Below are 15,853 nucleotides of genomic sequence, written 5' to 3'. Positions count from 1 at the left end.
CGGTGTTGTGTGTCGTCGCGGGGAACGGTCCCCAGACCAGCCGACCTTAGCATTCCGAGGTGGACCGACGGCGGTGCCCGTGGCGAACGGGCGTGTCCTCGGTAGCCTGCTCCCATGCGCGGGGAAGCAGCACGACGGACGGCCGGACCACGGGTCGCAGCAGCACCACGGCGGGCACCTCGGCTGGGTCGTGCCCGGAGTACCCTCCTCACCGTCGGGGTGCTGGTCGGCGCCCTCGTGGTCCCCGCGGTGACGGCGGCCCCGTCCTCGGCGACCGACTACCCGACGTGGCAGGACGTCCAGCGGGCGGAGGGCGACGAACAGGCGAAGCAGGCCGAGGTGGCGGAGGTCCGGGCCGCGCTCCGGTCGGTGCAGGCCGAGGCCGCGGAGAAGTCGCAGGTCGCCCTCGACACCGCCGCCGCGGCAGCCGCCGCCGAGGCGGACCTGGCCGAGGCCACCCGAACCGCCACGAGCCTCCAGGCCCACGCCGACGAGGCGTCCGCGACGGCCGAGCGCGCGCGGACCCGGGCCGGGCGCCTCGCGGCCGACCTGTACCGGGACGGCTCGACCGACCAGATGACCACCCGGATCGCGACGGCGGACGACCCCGACCAGCTGCTCTACCAGCTCGGCGCGCTCGACCAGCTGTCGACGACGTGGGACGGCGTCATGGACGAGGCCGCGGTCGCCGCCAGGACGGCGGCGTCGCTGCACGACCAGGCGGAGCGGGCCGAGGACGAGCGGGCGTCGCTGGCGGACCAGGCCGAGGCGACCGCCACCGCCGCCCGCGCGGCACAGCGACGGGCGGACGCGGCGGTCGCGGAGACCGAGTCGCACAGCGACGAGCTGTACGCGCAGCTCGCCGCGCTCCGGGACTCCACCGCCGAGACGCAGCGTCGCTACGAGGTGGGCCAGGCCGTCGCGGCGCAGGCGGCGGCGCAGGCGGCCGCCGCACGGGCCGCGGCCGAGACCGCGCGTGCCGCCGGCGGCGCTGCCAGCTCGGCGGACAACGCCTACCCGAGCACCGAGGGCGTCACCGTCGACCCGGCGGCCGCGCAGGCCTACGCGCGCAGCGCCATGGGTGCCCACGGCTGGGGCGACGACCAGTTCGGCTGCCTCGTCTCGCTCTGGACGCAGGAGTCCGGGTGGCGGGCGAACGCGCTCAACGCGTCGAGTGGCGCGTACGGCATCCCGCAGGCCCTGCCGGCGTCGAAGCTCGCCGCCGCGGGCGCGGACTGGCGGACGAACGCCGAGACGCAGATCGACTGGGGTCTGGCGTACATCGCGGACCGCTACGGATCGCCGTGCGGCGCGTGGGACCACGAGATGAGCGTCGACCCGCACTGGTACTGACCCGGCGGGCGCGACACCGGTGTCACCGGTGCTGCAGCCCGCCGAGCAACGACGCGAAGTCGGTGACCGCCGGGAGCGCGTCCGCCTGCTGCGGCTGCCGCCGGGAGGCCCGGACCGCCCAAGCAAGGTCGGCTCCACCCCGGCGGATGCGCGCGTCGAGCACGCCCGCGTCGTCGCTCCCCCAGTCGTCCGTGGCGGCGAAGACCGCGGTGGGGACGACGGCGGCCCGGAGGTAGGCGAACACCGGTCGGATGCCGTGCTCGAGGGCGAGCGAGTGCCGTGCGGTCCCGCCCGTCGCGCCGAGCAGCACCGGCATGTCGGTGAGGGCGTCCTTGTCCAGCACGTCGAGGAAGGACTTCGCCAGGCCGCTCATGCCCGCCGTGAAGACCGGCGTGACGAACACGACCGCGTCCGCCTCGACGACCGTGGCCGTCGCCGCCGCGAGTGCCGGAGCGGAGAAGCGGGTCAGCATCGCGTCGGTGATCTCGTGGGCGAGCGGGCGGAGGTCGACGTTCCGGACCTCGACGGGGCCCGCTGACTCCCCCGCGAGCGCGGCACCGGCTGCGCCTGCGAGTCGGTCGGCGAGGAGGCGGGTCGAGCTGGGCTCGGAGAGCCCGGCGGAGACGACGGCGATGGTGGTCATGGAGGCTCTCGACTTTCAATGCGTTTGCATGAACAGTACACGGAACCGCGGCGGACGGGGAGGCATTCCCGTCCGCGTCGGACGCCGACGCACCCGCCGGGGAACGACAGGAGCCCCGGCCCTCACGAGGAGGGACGGGGCTCCGGACCAGCAGGGCTGCGACGAGGCAGCACCCTGACGATGACTAGCGGCGCAGGCCGAGGCGCTCGATGAGCGCACGGTAGCGGGCGATGTCGACGTCGGAGAGGTAGCCGAGGAGACGGCGACGCTGACCGACCATGAGCAGCAGACCACGACGCGAGTGGTGGTCGTGCTTGTGCTCCTTGAGGTGCTCGTTCAGGTCGTTGATACGACGCGTCAGAACGGCGACCTGGACCTCGGGGGATCCGGTGTCGCCCGGGTGGGTCGCGTACTCTTCGATGATCTCCTGCTTGATCTTCGCGTCAAGTGCCATGGAGGATCCCCTTTCCTGCTCTGCGTGAGAGCGTGTCCGTTGCGCGGTGCCCACACCTGCTGTGTGAGCGCTCTTGATCCGCGGCCGTTCGACGGCAACCGAACGAGCATACCAGAGCGCGTCCCGCTCGACGAGCGGCGGTCAGACGGTCCGGGCCCGCAGGGGACGCCGCCGCCGGCGCTCCGGCAGCAGGCTCCGGACGAAGCCGACGAGCGTCGCACCGAGCAGACCACCCATGCCGTTCGACAGCACGTCGCGGGGGTCGGCGACCCGGTAGGGCAGGTACACGGCCTGCGCGAACTCGATGCCGACCGAGAGCGCGACGGCCACCACGGCACCGAGGACCCACCAGCGCCGGGGCAACCACAGCGCCGCGATCAGCCCGACCGGCACGAACATGGCGACGTTCGCCAGGAACTCGGTCCGGTCGTAGGTGAACCACGCCCCGTGCGGCAGCTGCTGGACCCAGGCGACGGCGCGGAGCACGAGGGAGTTCTCGGCCTCGGTGAAGACGTGCGGGGTGAGCGTCATGCGCCAGATCACCCAGGCGTAGCCCGCCGTCAGCGCGAGGAGGAGCAGTTTCCGGAGCATCGGGCCAGTCTGGGGCACCCCTGCTGGCCGGGCCCTGGGCGGCACCCTGGCATCCGGTGCCGATCGGGTGGGAACATGGCGGGCGAGAGCGACGCCGACCGGGGGCGGCGCCCGAGCGGGAGGACGGCCCATGCCGGGAGCGCAGCGCGCCTCGACCCGCCGACAGTGGGTGTGGATCGGGGTCGTCGCCGCGCTCGTCACGGCCGTCGTCGTCGCGGTCACGGTGGTCCTCCCGGGCACCGGCGACCGCCAGGTCGTGCATCGCAAGAGCGTCGCCGAGGCGTGGTCGGGTGGCCTCGCCCGTCAGCCGGCGAGCGCGAACCAGCCACGCTGGCACGTGACCGCGGCGCGGGACGCGGGCCGGGTGACCACGGCCGAACGCCTCGCCGTGATCGCCGACCAGCCCCTCGCGACGTGGCTCACCGACCCGTCCGTCCCGGAGACCGTCGACACCGTCCGGAGCGTCCTCGCCGCGGCCCGGTCGCAGCAGGCGACCCCGGTGTTCGTGCTCTACGCGATCCCGGACCGTGACTGCGGCCACTGGTCGCGCGGCGGCACCGCCGAGGACGACTACCTGCCGTGGGTCCGCGCGGTCGTGCGTGCGCTCGCGGGCTCGCACGCGGTGGTCCTGGTCGAGCCGGACTCGATCGCGCAGATCGCCGTGTGCGAGCGGCTGCGGGACACCCGGCTGCCGCTCCTCCGGAAGGCGGTCGGGGCCCTGACCGGGCACGGCCTGACGGTGTACCTGGACGGCGGGAACGAGAACCGGGTCCCGGTGGACACGATGGCCGGGTGGCTCCGCCGGGCGGGCGTCGACCGCGTGCAGGGCTTCGCCACGAACGTGTCGAACTTCTACCGCGTGGACCAGGAGCGCGCCTACGCCGACGAGCTCGCCGACGCGATCGGGGGCGACCCGCACTTCGTCATCGACGTCTCACGGAACGGGCAGGGGTGGCGGGGTGACTGGTGCAACCCCGACGGCGCCGGCCTCGGCCAGACCCCGCACGTCACGCGCGGCACCACCCGGCTCGACGCGCTGCTGTGGGTGAAGACCCCCGGGCTGAGCGACGGCGCGTGCAACGGCGGACCGGCCGCCGGCGAGTGGTGGGAGTCGTACGCACTCGCCCTGGTCGCGAACCGCAAGCGCGACTGACGGCGGAACCGACAGCCGGGAGGCCGGTCGCCGAACCGGCTGTCGGCCCCCGGTGGTTGCATGTCGCCATGACCAGCCGCTCGCCGCGCTCCGTCGTCCCGCCGTACCTCCTCCGCGCCGTCGCCGACGCACCGGAGGACCGGTTCCCGCGCGCTGCCGCCGCAGCCCGGACCGCCCTCGCCTCGATGGACCGCGTCCAGGAGCCGAAGCACGTGACCGGCCTCCGCGCGGCCAGGACCGCCGGGGCGCCGGACGTCGCTCCGCGGCGCACGATCGCGGACGCCGCCGGCACGACGACGCTGCCGGGCAGGGTGGTGCGGCGGGAGGGTGACGGCGACACCGGGGACCCCGCGGTCGACGAGGCGTACGCGGGCCTCGGCGCGACGCACGCGTTCTGGCTCGAGGTGTTCGGACGGGCGTCGATCGACGGCGCCGGACTCCCCCTCGACGCCACCGTGCACTACGGGCGGGAGTACGACAACGCCTACTGGGACGGGCAGCGGATGGTGTTCGGCGACGGAGACGGCGAGGTCTTCCGGCGGTTCACCGTCGCGGTCGACGTCATCGGGCACGAGCTGGCCCACGGCGTCACGCAGTACACCGCGGACCTCGTCTACCAGGGGCAGTCCGGAGCGCTCAACGAGTCGATGAGCGACGTCTTCGGCGTGCTCGTCGCCCAGTACGCCGCCCGGCAGACCGCGGAACAGGCGTCCTGGCTGGTCGGCGAAGGGCTGTTCACGGACGCCGTGCACGGGGTCGCCCTCCGCTCGATGCGTGCGCCGGGCACGGCCTACGACGACCCGGTGCTCGGGGCGGACCCACAGCCCGCGACCATGGCCGGCTACGTGGAGACCGCCGAGGACCAGGGCGGCGTGCACCTGAACTCCGGCATCCCGAACCACGCGTTCTTCCTCGCCGCGACCACGATCGGCGGACCGGCCTGGGTCGGCGCGGGACAGGTGTGGTGGGACGCCCTCACCTCGGCCGAGGTGTCGGCGTCCATCGACTTCGCCGGCTTCGCGGCCGTCACGGTCCGAGCAGCGGCGGCGCGGTTCGGAGCGGTCTCGCGCGAGCACACCGCCGTCGCCGGTGCCTGGCAGCGCGTCGGGGTGACGGTCTGAGCCGCAGCAGCGCTGCTCAACCGGGCACTCCGGCGCGGGTGCGGAGGGCGTAGGTTCCGGGGCATGCAGATCGTCGTGCGCCGCAGTGGTGGGTTCGCCGGCCTCCCGCGGGCATGGCGGGTCGACACCGATGCCCGTCCGGACGCCGACCGGTGGACGGAACTCGTCGGGGCACTCCCCGGCGACGGGTCCGTGGCACCCGGGGCGGCTCCGGACGGTGCGGGTGGGGAGGGTGCCGATCGTGACGAGAGCGCCGTCCGCGACGACTACGTGTGGACGGTGACCGTCGCCCGGACCACGGTGACGATCCCGGGTCGTCGCCTGGACGGCCCGTGGGCGGCCCTCGTGGAACAGGTACGCGACCAGGGCGAGCCGGCCTGACGGGGTCGCTCCCGAGCCTCCCGGCAGGTCGGACGGACCGCAGGAGGCACCGGCCCGACCGGCCGGACCGTCAGGCGACCTCGATGACCGTGAGCCGGCGGGTGGGACGGGTCATCGCGACGTAGACGGCCGCCGCGGCCCGAGCGGCGTCGGAGCCGACCCGGTCCGGGTCGACGAGCAGCACGCCGTCGAACTCCAGGCCCTTCGCGTCCGCGCCGGTGAGCACCGTGACCGACCCCGCCCGGGGTGAGCCGAGCCCGCGGACGTCGGCCTCGGTCCGGGCCAGGCGCTCGCGGACGGCGGCCACGTCGGCCTCCGGCACGATGACACCGATCGTCCCGGAGCCGATCAGGTCGCGCTCGCCGTCGACCCGGTCCGCGACCGTGTCGAGCAGGTCCGCCCGGTCGACGCGCAACCGCTCGACGGGGTCGCCGTCACGGACCGCCTCGTTCGCGGTCACCGTGAGACCGGCCGCCGCGGCGAAGGCCCCGGCCGCCTGGACGATCGAGCGCGGGGTGCGGTAGTTGACGGTGAGTTCCTCGAGGCGGGAGTCCAGCGGCACCTGCGGGGCACGACCACGACGACGACGGGCGAGCGCACCGCGGACGTCGTCCCACGTGCGGGCGGCACCCGGCGACGAGCCCTGCGCCATGTCACCGACGATCGTGAAGGACCGCAGCGGGTTGCGGCGTGCCAGGACCCGCCACTGCATCGGTGAGAGCTCCTGCGCCTCGTCGACCACGATGTGCCCGTAGGTCCACTCGCGGTCCTCGGCGGCACGCTCGGCGGTGGAGCGCCGGTCCCCGCCCTCCGCGAAGGCACCGGCGACCTGCTCGGCGCTGACGATGCCCTCGACGCCCATGTTCTCGATGGCCTGCCGGGCGTTCTCGATGTCCCGGTTCCGGGTGGCCTTCGCCTGCCGCTTCGCCGCACCACCGGTCGGGTCGAACACCCCGAGCAGCTCGGCCGCCTCGTCCAGGAGCGGCACGTCCTCGACCGTGAAGCCGGCCCCGCGCTCGCGCCGCAACAAGGCACGTCGCTCGGGCGACCAGTTCGGTGTGAGGGACGCGAGCCAGTTCGGCCGGGCGTACAGGTCCTCGAGGAGCTTCTCGGCCGGCAGCGGCAGCCACGCCGTGTTGAGCAGGACCCGGGCGTCGTACGAGCTGCGGATGTCCTCGCGCAGCACCTTCTCGTCGGCCTCGTCCACCGTCGTCCCGCGGTGCCGCAGCTGGTCGGCGAGCAGTCGCGTCATGGCGTCGAGCGCGTTCTTGTTGAACGTGACGCGGGCGACGTTGTGCGGCTTGCCGCGGTCCTGGGCACGGCGCATGGCGTCGGCGACCAGCTGCGGCGGGACGACGAGCCGTTCGCCCTCGACGTCGAGCGTGACGGACTCGGTCGGGACGACCTGCCGCGACCGGACCGCGCGGCGGAGCAGGTCGGCCATCTCGCCGGACCCCTTCACGGCGGCGACGTCCCGACGGTCGTGCACGGTGGTGTGGAGCCCCGGGTGGAGCGACCCGAGGGACGCCATCACGACGCCGGTCTCACCGAGGGACGGCAGCACCTGCTCGATGTACGTCAGGAACGCCGGGGACGGCCCGACGACGAGCACGCCGGAGCCGCGCAGACGCTCCCGGTAGGAGTAGAGCAGGTACGCCGCACGGTGCAGTGCGACGGCCGTCTTGCCGGTGCCCGGCCCGCCCTGCACGATGAGGACGCCCTCGAGCGGGGAGCGGATGATCCGGTCCTGCTCGCCCTGGATCGTCGCGACGATGTCGGTCATCCGCCCGGTGCGCTCGGCGGTGACGGCCGCGAGCAGGGCTCCCTCGCCCTGCAGGTGCGTGCGCTCGTCGTCGTAGAGCGTGGCGTCGAACACCTCGTCCTCGACGCCGACGACCGTGCGGCCCTCGAGCGTCAGGTGGCGTCGGGCCCGCATGCCCATCGGATGCGCCGCGGTGGCCTGGTAGAACGCGCTCGCACCCGGTACGCGCCAGTCGAGCAGCAGCGGCCGGTGGTCGGCGTCCCGCAGCCCGACGCGCCCGATGTACCGGAAGGCGTCCTCGTCGGCGGGCGGGTCCTGGACCTCGAGCCGCCCGAACACCAGGCGGTCGCCCACGCGCCGCAGGGTGGCGACGGTGTCCTCGTAGAGCCGGGCGAAGGCGTCACGCTCGGTCCGGCTCTGGTGGTTGCCACCGACTGCCTGCCGGCGGGTCTCGACGAGCCGCTGCTCGGCCTCGGTGGTCAGTTCGTCGAGTCGGTGGAACAGACCGTCGACGTAGCCGCGTTCACGGTCGATCTCGGTCGGTTCGGAAACACGCGGTTCGGACACTCGCAACCCTTCGGGACAGGGGTACCGATGATATCCCCCTGCCCCGGTCGGGTCCGAACGCGAGCGCCCGCCTACATCTCCTCGTGCGTGTCCGGGTCGCCGTCCCAGAGCCGCCCGCGCTCGAGGGCGGAGATGGCCTGGACCTCGTCGTCGGTCAGCGAGAAGCCGAACACGTCGAGGTTCTCGCGCTGGCGGTCCGGGTCGCCCGACTTCGGGACCGGCACGGCGCCGAGCTGGACGTGCCAGCGCAGCACGACCTGGCCGGCCGAGACATCGTGCGCTGCGGCCGCGGCGGTCACGGGTCCCTCGGTGAGGAGCTCGGACTGCTTCGCCAACGGGCTCCAGCTCTCGGTGACGATGCCGAGACGCTGGTGCACGGCGCGGAGGTCGGCCTGCGGGAAGTACGGGTGCAGCTCGACCTGGTTCACCGCCGGGGCGACCCCGGTGGCGTCGAGGATGCGGTCGAGGTGCTCCGGGGTGAAGTTCGAGACACCGATCGAGCGGACCTTGCCGCTGTCCCGGAGGTCGACGAACGCCTTCCAGGTCTCGACGAACTTCCCGACGGACGGGTTCGGCCAGTGGATGAGGTACAGGTCGAGGTGGTCGAGCCCCAGGTTCGCCAGGGTCTCGTCCACCGAGCGGTGTGCCTCGTCGTAGCCGTGGTGGCGTCCCGGGAGCTTCGACGTCACGACGAACTCGTCGCGCGGCACGTCGGACTCGCGGACCGCACGGCCCACCGCGTCCTCGTTGCCGTAGTTCAGCGCGGTGTCGAGCAGACGGTACCCACTCGTGATCGCCGCACCGACCGCCGCGACCCCCTCGTCCCCGTCGAGCGAGTACGTGCCGAGGCCGAGCGCCGGGATGCGGTGTCCGTCGTTCAGTTCGAGGGTCGGGACCTCCGGGACGCCCGTCATCAGCGGACGCCGAGCAGGTCGATGACGAAGATGAGCGTCTTGCCGGAGAGGAAGTGTCCGCCGCCGGCCGGGCCGTAGGCGAGCTCCGGCGGGACGACGAGCTTGCGGCGACCGCCGACCTTCATGCCGGGGATGCCCTCCTGCCAGCCGCGGACGAGCGCCGCGAGCGGGAAGTCGATCGGCTCGCCACGGCCCCAGGAGCTGTCGAACTCCTCGCCGGACTCGTACTCGACGCCGGCGTAGTGGACCTTGACGGTCGAGCTCGCCTCGGCGACGTCGCCGTCGCCCACGACGATGTCGGTGACCACGAGGTCGGTGGGGGCGGGGCCCTCGGGGGCGTCGAACTCGGGCTTGCTGTTCAGGTCAGTCATGCCCGACAGTCAACCAGAGGACGTGCACGTGCCCCGCAGGAGCCCTCCAGGCCACAGAATGGTTCCACTGTGACACCAGACGCCCCCGCGAAGCCCCGCCGCTCCCTGCTCGCCGACCTCACCCCGCTCCGCCGCTCCCCCGCGTTCGCGCGGCTCTGGATCGGCAGCTCGATCGCGGGCATCGGCACCATGATGACGAGCGTCACGGTCGGGCTCGAGGTGTACGAGATCACGCGCTCGACGTTCATGGTGTCGCTCGTCGGCGTCATCTCGCTCGTGCCGATGATCCTCGCCGGGCTGTACGGCGGCATGCTGGCAGACGCCTTCGACCGCCGCACGGTGGCCCTGGTCTCCGCCGTCATGGCCTGGGTGTCGACCGCGATGATCGCCGCGCACGCCTGGCTCGGGCTCGACAGCGTCGTGCTGCTCTACGTGCTCGTGACCGTCAACGCCGTCGCGGGCACCGTGATCGGCGCGTCCCGGGCGGCGATCGTCCCGCGGCTGGTGGGCAACGACCTGCTCCCCGCGGCGAGCGCCCTCAACAGCATCAGCGCCGGGTTCTCGGTGACGGTCGGACCGGCGGTCGGCGGCGTCCTCGTCGCCGCGTTCGGCTTCGCCCCGACCTACACGGTGGACGTCGTGCTCTTCAGCGCCGCGTTCCTCGGGGTGGTGACGCTGCCGCGGATGGCCCCCGAGCACGACGCCCTCCGCCCGGGCCTGTCGTCGCTCGTCGAGGGTGCGCGGTTCCTCCGCCGCTCCCGGAACATCACGATGACCTTCGTGCTCGACATCATCGCCATGACGTTCGGGCAGCCCCGGGTGCTGTTCCCCGCGATCGGTGCCCTGGTCGTCGGCGGTGGGTCGATCACGGTCGGCACCCTCTCGGCCGCCTACGCGGTCGGTGCGCTGCTGTCCGGTGTCTTCTCCGGCCCGCTCGGGCACGTCCGCCGACAGGGCGAGGCGGTCGGCTGGGCGATCACCGTCTACGGCGGCGCGATCGCCGCGTTCGGCGTCGTCGTCGCGGCCGCGCACCTCCTCGGCGGACGGGCGTCGGAGACGTTCTCGACGGGGATCCTGCCGGCACTGGCGCTCTGCGCGCTGGCCCTCGCGGTGGCCGGCGGCGCGGACAACGTGAGCAGCGTGTTCCGCGGGACGATCCTCCAGGCCGCCGCGCCGGACGGCATGCGCGGCCGACTGCAGGGCATCTTCATCGTCGTGGTCACCGGTGGGCCGCGCGTGGGCGACCTGTACGCCGGTCTGGTCGTCGCAGCGGGCTTCGCCTGGCCGCCGCTCATCGGCGGCGTCCTCATCATCGCGCTCGTCGCGCTGCTGCTCCGGCTCGTCCCGTCGTTCCGCCGGTACGACGCGCTGCACCCGAACGCGAACTGACGCGCCGCGTCGCGTCTCCGTCGTGCGCACGGACGCGCCGCGTCGCGTCCGCCCCGCGCACGGTGCGGACGGGAGGCTGCGCGCCGGACCCGGGGCGTGCCTCCCGTCCGGCAGCGGTCAGGACCGGCGACGGGCCTCGGCGTCCCGGGCGGCCTCGTCGAGCATCTCCTCGGTCACGACCGGGATGGCACCGGTCGCCAGCTCGATGCCGGACAACCGGGCGGGGCTGAGCACCCGGTGCACCTGGTCCGCGTCCATGAGACCCGCGGCGATCACCAGGGTCGAGATCGGGGTCGACGTCGTCAGGGCGGTGTGCGCGATGGACGCCGCCGCTGCGTAGCCGATGTACGGCGTCAGCGCGGTGACGACGCCGACGTTCGTGTCCACCTGGGCGGCGAGCCGTAGCTCGTTCGCCCGGATGCCGGTCACGCAGTGCTCGCGGAGCGTCGCGCACCCGCGGGTCATCCACTGCAGGGACTGCAGGATCGAGTGCGCGATGATCGGCTCGAACGCGTTGAGCTGGAGCTGACCACCCTCGGCCGCCATCGTCACCGTGGTGTCCGCGCCGGCGACCGCGAAGGCGATCTGGTTGACCACCTCCGGGATGACCGGGTTCACCTTGCCGGGCATGATCGACGAACCGGCCTGCCGCGGCGGCAGCGTGATCTCCCCGAGGCCCGCCTGCGGGCCGGACGCCAGGAGCCGCAGGTCGTTGCAGATCTTCGACAGCTTCATCGCGCTGCGCTTGACCGTGCCGGACAGGGTCATGAACGCGCCGGCGTCACTCGTCGCCTCGATGAGGTCCGGGGCCGTGACGACGTCGATGCCGCTCGCCTCCTGCAGCTGCCGCCGCACCTCGTCGCGGTACAGCGGGTCGGCGGTGATGCCCGTCCCGATCGCGGTCGCGCCGAGGTTCATCTCGCCGAGGAGCGGCACCACCCGGCGGAGCTGGACGACGTCCTCGGCGATGGTGTGGGCGAAGCCGGTGAACTCCTGGCCGAGCGTCATCGGGACCGCGTCCTGCAGCTGCGTGCGGCCGACCTTGAGGACGTCGGCGAACGCCTCCCCGCGCTCCGCGAACGCTGCCGACAGCTGCTCGAGCTGGTCGGCGAGCCGGCGCACACCGGTGATCATCGCGATCTTGATGCTCGTCGGGTACGTGTCGTTCGTCGACTGGCTGCGGTTGACGTGGTCGATCGGGTGCAGGTACGCGTAGTCGCCGCGCTCCCGGCCGAGCAGTTCGAGGGCCCGGTTCGCCAGGACTTCGTTCGTGTTCATGTTCGTGCTCGTCCCGGCGCCACCCTGGACCACGTCGACGACGAACTGGTCCCGCAGTGCCCCGTCGCGGACCTCCTGCGCGGCACGGTCGATCGCGTCGGCCCGCTCGGCGTCGAGGACACCGATCGCCTTGTTCGCCCGGGCCGCCGCCTGCTTCACGGTCACGAGGGCCGCGACGAGGTCCGGGTAGACCGCGATCGGCACCGAGGCGATCGGGAAGTTCTCCATCGCCCGGAGGGTGTTGATCCCCCAGTAGGAGTCGACCGGCACCTCCCTCGAGCCCAGGGAATCGGTCTCGGTGCGGGTGGCAGCGCTCGTCACGTCGTGGTCCTCTCCGTCGCGGTCACCTCCGAGGCTAGCCCGCGACCGTCCAGCCGGTGCGGCCGGCCAGGAGGTCAGTGGAAGGCGGGGACGATGAGGTAGACGCCGTAAAGCACCGCGGCACCGCAGGCGGCGAAGCAGACCACGGCGAGCGCCCGGAACGCACGGATCGCGGTGGAGGCCGCGGTCGGGTCGGGGAAGCCGGCGGTGGCCGGGCCGACGGTGCCGTCGTCCTTCACCGTGTACTTGCCCGCGCGGGCGTCGGCGGCGCTCCAGAGGCGGAGGCCCACGGAGTAGACGGTGACGACGAAGCACGCCGACACGACGGCCACCAGTGCGACGAGCAGGAACGCCGCCCAGTCGATACCCATCAGCAGGTCCCTCCGCAGCGTCCGTCCATGACGATACCCATCAGCGACGGCCTCCCTTGCGTCCGGCCATGCGGCGGAGGGTCCGCTCGCGGCTCAGTTCGGCGCGACGCGCGGCGACGGCCTCGGCACGCTTGGCGCGCTGCAGGTCGCGCCGCTCCTTGCGGGTCAGCACGGCGTTCGCGGCGACGTCGACCTCGATGGCCGCGGCGTGCTCGTGCGGCTTGCGCAGCGACCACAGGTACAGGCCGAGGATCACGGCACCACCGATGACCGCGTCGAGCACGAGCCCGATGACGCCGAAGTGGGCGATGCCCGAGGCGATCGCCCCGACCGCCGCGGCGGCGGGCAGCGTGATGAACCACGCGATGACGATCTTGCCGGCCGTCGACCACTGGATCTTCGAACCGCGGCGGCCGAGGCCCGCGCCGATGATCGAGCCCGAGGACACCTGCGTCGTCGACAGTGCGAAGCCGAGGTGGCTCGACGCGAGGATCGTGGCGGCGGTGGACGCCTCGGCTGCGAAGCCCTGCGTCGCGCGGATCTCGGTGATGCCCGAGCCGAGCGTCCGGATGATGCGCCACCCGCCCGTGTAGGTGCCGAGGGCGATCGCCAGGGCACAGGCCACGACGACCCAGAACTGCACGCCCTGGTCACTCGACTGCGCGCCCGAGGCGATGAGCGTCAGCGTGATGACACCCATCGTCTTCTGCGCGTCGTTCGTGCCGTGGGCGAGCGACACCATCGAGCTCGTGAACACCTGTCCGATGCGGAAGCCCCCGCGCTCGTTCGGGAACACCGGACGACGGGTCACGCGGTAGGCGATGCGCGTGGCGAGGAGCGACACGAGCGCGGCGATCACCGGCGACAGGAAGGCCGGGATGATCACGACCGTCAGCAGTGCCGCGTAGTTCACCGAGTCGAAGCCGGCGCCGACGATCGCGGCGCCGATGAGCCCGCCGAAGAGCGCGTGCGAGGACGACGAGGGCAAGCCGCGCAACCACGTGATCATGTTCCACACGACCGCGCCGATCAGGCCCGCGAAGATCATCTCGGGGCTGATGGCGACGCCACCGGGGCCCTCGTTGATGAGCCCGTGCGAGATCGACGTCGCCACGGCGGTGCTGAGGAACGCACCGACGAGGTTGAGCACCGCGGCGACCGTCACGGCCACCTTCGGCTTCATGGCACCGGTGGCGATCGGTGTCGCCATCGCGTTGGCGGTGTCATGGAATCCGTTTGTGAAGTCGAAGAAGAGGGCCAACGCGATGACCAGGACGACTATGAGTGTGATGTCCACCGCGGGCAAGTGTCGCAGCCCGGCGGCTCCGGAGCAAACCCTGTCGTCCACCGGCCGTTCACCGGGGCTGCGGAACCGTTCAGCCTGCGAACCATCCGGATGGGAGGATGGGCCTCATGGGCACCGCGGAACTCCTCATCCTGTTGATCGGTTCGCTCGCGGTGACCGGCTTCGCCCGCGCCAAGGGGCTGCCCGCCCCGCTGCTCGTCACGGCCGTCGCACTCGCCGTCTCGTTCCTGCCCGGCCTGCCGGAGATCGAGATCGACTCCGAGGTGATCCTCACGGTGATCCTGCCGCCGCTGCTGTACTCGGCGGCACTCGACGTGTCGTGGCAGAGCTTCCGGCAGTCGATCAAGCAGATCCGACGACTCGGCATCGTCCTCGTCATCGTCACGGCGCTCGCGGTGGGACTCGCCGCGTACCTGATCATCCCCGACATGGACTGGCCGGCGGCGATCCTGCTCGGCGCCGTGGTCGCTCCGCCGGACGCCGTGTCCGCCGCCGCGATCGGCCGGAAGCTCGGACTCCCCCGCCGTGTGATGACGGTGCTGTCCGGCGAGAGCCTCATCAACGACGCGGCGTCGCTGACCCTGGTCCGGGTGTTCACGCTCATCGCCGCGGGCACGTCGCTCACCATCTGGCAGGACCTCGGCATCTTCGGCCTGGCGATCGGCGTCGGCTTCGCGGTGGGCATCGTCCTCGGCGTCGCGGTGCACTGGATCCGGATGCGCATCAACGACCCCGTGGTCGAGACGATCATGAGCATCCTGTTGCCCTTCGTCGCGTACGTCCTCGCCGAGCACCTGTCCGGCTCCGGCGTCATCGCGGTCGTCACCGCCGGCCTCTACATCGGGTACAACTCGCCGAAGGAGGGGTACGCGACGCGACTGCAGGAGCGCCCGCTCTGGACGAGCATCGACGTCATCCTCGAGGGGTTCGTGTTCGCCCTGATCGGGCTGCAGCTGAAGACGGTCGTGCAGGACCTGCTCGAGAGCAACCGCAGCCTGGCCCAGACCCTCACCGCGGCGGCCGTCGTGCTCGTCGTCGTGGTCCTCGTCCGTCCGCTCTTCGTCTTCGAGTCCTACGCGCGCAACCGGATCAACGGCAGGTGGCTGAGACCGCTGCGCGTCCGGTTGTCCCGCGGGCACCGTTCCCTGCGGTGGTTGCGCGGCACGGCGGAGCCGAAGCTGAACTGGCGGGAGCTCACGGTCATCTCGTGGACCGGCATGCGGGGCGTCGTCACGCTCGCAGCAGCCGTCGCCGTCGTCTCCGACCCCGTCCAGGTCAAGGCGCAGGACACCATCTTCATCATCGCGTTCGTCGTGACGGTCGGCACACTCCTGCTGCAGGGGCTGACGTTGCCGTTCGTGATCCGCGCGTTGCAGGTGCAGGACCCCGGGGAGAGCGAGGAGGACGTCCGCAGCGAGATGCGCCTCAACCAGCGCACGACCGAAGCGGCGATCGCCCTGCTCGAGCGCCGACGTCCGGCCTGGGCGGAGCAGTACGGACACCAGGCCGTCGACAGCGTCGTGAACCGCCTGAAGGCCCGGCTCGAGCGGCAGGCCGAGACCCTCCGCCGCGATGCCGAGGAAGAAGAGGACGAGGAGCGCAACGCCCCGATGCGCCTCCGTGGCGCACAGATCCAGGACATCCGACGCGAGCTGCTCGACCGTCGCCGCGAGATCGTCCTCGAGGAGCGCGAGAAGGGCAACCTCGACGAGGAGGTCATGCGCCGCGTGCTCGTGACGCTCGACGCCGAGGAGCTCGCGATGGACTCCGCGCAGGCCTCCCGCAGCCGCTCCTGATCCCGTCGCCCACCCCGGAGGCACCCCTGCTGCCGCGGCGTATCGTGGAGCGCCAGACGACAGGACAGGAGCGCAACGCCGA

The 15,853-nt window shown here is 72.5% G+C and carries 15 protein-coding genes; 6 read left to right on the top strand and 9 right to left on the bottom strand.

Going from position 1 to position 15,853, the window contains the following annotated elements; genetic code table 11:
* The first annotated feature begins 114 nt into the window (after positions 1–114).
* Positions 115–1,353, top strand: coding sequence for a hypothetical protein (locus tag DEJ32_RS06830; protein ID WP_146234095.1), 1,239 nt, complete (start codon positions 115–117; stop codon positions 1,351–1,353).
* Between the two features lie 22 nt (positions 1,354–1,375).
* Here DEJ32_RS06830 and DEJ32_RS06825 read toward each other — a convergent pair whose 3' ends face one another.
* From DEJ32_RS06825 to DEJ32_RS06815, 3 genes are all read right to left on the bottom strand, one after another.
* On the bottom strand, positions 1,376–1,996 hold the full coding sequence (locus DEJ32_RS06825) for a CE1759 family FMN reductase (protein ID WP_110900729.1): 621 nt from the start codon (positions 1,994–1,996) through the stop codon (positions 1,376–1,378).
* A 184-nt stretch (positions 1,997–2,180) separates the two neighbouring features.
* The gene (gene rpsO / locus DEJ32_RS06820; RefSeq protein ID WP_110823867.1) at positions 2,181–2,450 is read right to left on the bottom strand and encodes a 30S ribosomal protein S15; all 270 of its coding nucleotides are present in this window, start codon (positions 2,448–2,450) and stop codon (positions 2,181–2,183) included.
* A gap of 141 nt (positions 2,451–2,591) precedes the next feature.
* Complete coding sequence (locus DEJ32_RS06815) at positions 2,592–3,041, bottom strand: VanZ family protein (RefSeq protein WP_181420398.1); 450 nt, start codon at positions 3,039–3,041, stop codon at positions 2,592–2,594.
* Between the two features lie 130 nt (positions 3,042–3,171).
* On the opposite strand from DEJ32_RS06815, the gene DEJ32_RS06810 reads away from it, so the two are divergent.
* The 3 genes from DEJ32_RS06810 to DEJ32_RS06800 all read left to right on the top strand — a co-directional run bounded on the left by DEJ32_RS06810 (position 3,172) and on the right by DEJ32_RS06800 (position 5,696).
* Entirely contained in the window at positions 3,172–4,194 is a 1,023-nt protein-coding gene (locus DEJ32_RS06810; RefSeq protein WP_110900728.1) for a glycoside hydrolase family 6 protein, read from the top strand.
* 68 nt (positions 4,195–4,262) lie between these two features.
* The gene (locus tag DEJ32_RS06805; RefSeq protein ID WP_110900727.1) at positions 4,263–5,315 is read left to right on the top strand and encodes a M4 family metallopeptidase; all 1,053 of its coding nucleotides are present in this window, start codon (positions 4,263–4,265) and stop codon (positions 5,313–5,315) included.
* A 63-nt stretch (positions 5,316–5,378) separates the two neighbouring features.
* Positions 5,379–5,696, top strand: coding sequence for a protealysin inhibitor emfourin (locus DEJ32_RS06800; RefSeq protein WP_110900726.1), 318 nt, complete (start codon positions 5,379–5,381; stop codon positions 5,694–5,696).
* Between the two features lie 70 nt (positions 5,697–5,766).
* Here the strand turns inward: DEJ32_RS06800 and DEJ32_RS06795 are convergent, their stop codons facing one another.
* The 3 genes from DEJ32_RS06795 to DEJ32_RS06785 form a co-directional block, all read right to left on the bottom strand.
* Positions 5,767–8,025: an ATP-binding domain-containing protein gene (locus DEJ32_RS06795; protein ID WP_110900725.1), complete on the bottom strand. Its 2,259-nt coding sequence runs from the start codon at positions 8,023–8,025 to the stop codon at positions 5,767–5,769.
* A 71-nt stretch (positions 8,026–8,096) separates the two neighbouring features.
* A complete protein-coding gene (locus tag DEJ32_RS06790; RefSeq protein ID WP_110900724.1) occupies positions 8,097–8,939 on the bottom strand; it encodes an aldo/keto reductase in 843 nt (280 codons plus the stop codon).
* The gene (locus tag DEJ32_RS06785; RefSeq protein WP_110823860.1) at positions 8,939–9,310 is read right to left on the bottom strand and encodes an FKBP-type peptidyl-prolyl cis-trans isomerase; all 372 of its coding nucleotides are present in this window, start codon (positions 9,308–9,310) and stop codon (positions 8,939–8,941) included. The genes DEJ32_RS06790 and DEJ32_RS06785 overlap by 1 nt, the downstream gene beginning before the upstream one ends.
* 69 nt (positions 9,311–9,379) lie before the next feature.
* On the opposite strand from DEJ32_RS06785, the gene DEJ32_RS06780 reads away from it, so the two are divergent.
* Positions 9,380–10,699, top strand: a complete 1,320-nt coding sequence (locus tag DEJ32_RS06780) for an MFS transporter (protein ID WP_110890551.1) — start codon at positions 9,380–9,382, stop codon at positions 10,697–10,699.
* 117 nt (positions 10,700–10,816) lie between these two features.
* Here the strand turns inward: DEJ32_RS06780 and DEJ32_RS06775 are convergent, their stop codons facing one another.
* The 3 genes from DEJ32_RS06775 to DEJ32_RS06765 form a co-directional block, all read right to left on the bottom strand.
* Positions 10,817–12,298, bottom strand: a complete 1,482-nt coding sequence (locus DEJ32_RS06775) for an aspartate ammonia-lyase (RefSeq protein WP_110890550.1) — start codon at positions 12,296–12,298, stop codon at positions 10,817–10,819.
* A 74-nt stretch (positions 12,299–12,372) separates the two neighbouring features.
* The gene (locus DEJ32_RS06770) at positions 12,373–12,669 is read right to left on the bottom strand and encodes a hypothetical protein (RefSeq protein ID WP_110823857.1); all 297 of its coding nucleotides are present in this window, start codon (positions 12,667–12,669) and stop codon (positions 12,373–12,375) included.
* Between the two features lie 40 nt (positions 12,670–12,709).
* Entirely contained in the window at positions 12,710–13,966 is a 1,257-nt protein-coding gene (locus DEJ32_RS06765) for an inorganic phosphate transporter (RefSeq protein WP_110823856.1), read from the bottom strand.
* 116 nt (positions 13,967–14,082) lie between these two features.
* On the opposite strand from DEJ32_RS06765, the gene DEJ32_RS06760 reads away from it, so the two are divergent.
* Entirely contained in the window at positions 14,083–15,771 is a 1,689-nt protein-coding gene (locus tag DEJ32_RS06760; RefSeq protein WP_110824021.1) for a sodium:proton antiporter, read from the top strand.
* The last annotated feature ends 82 nt before the right edge of the window (positions 15,772–15,853 follow it).

The organism is Curtobacterium sp. MCPF17_046, from assembly GCF_003224295.1.
In the GTDB taxonomy this organism is placed as follows: Bacteria; Actinomycetota; Actinomycetes; order Actinomycetales; family Microbacteriaceae; genus Curtobacterium.
Note: the sequence above shows the minus strand (reverse complement) of the source record. Positions and strands in the feature narration are given on the sequence as shown.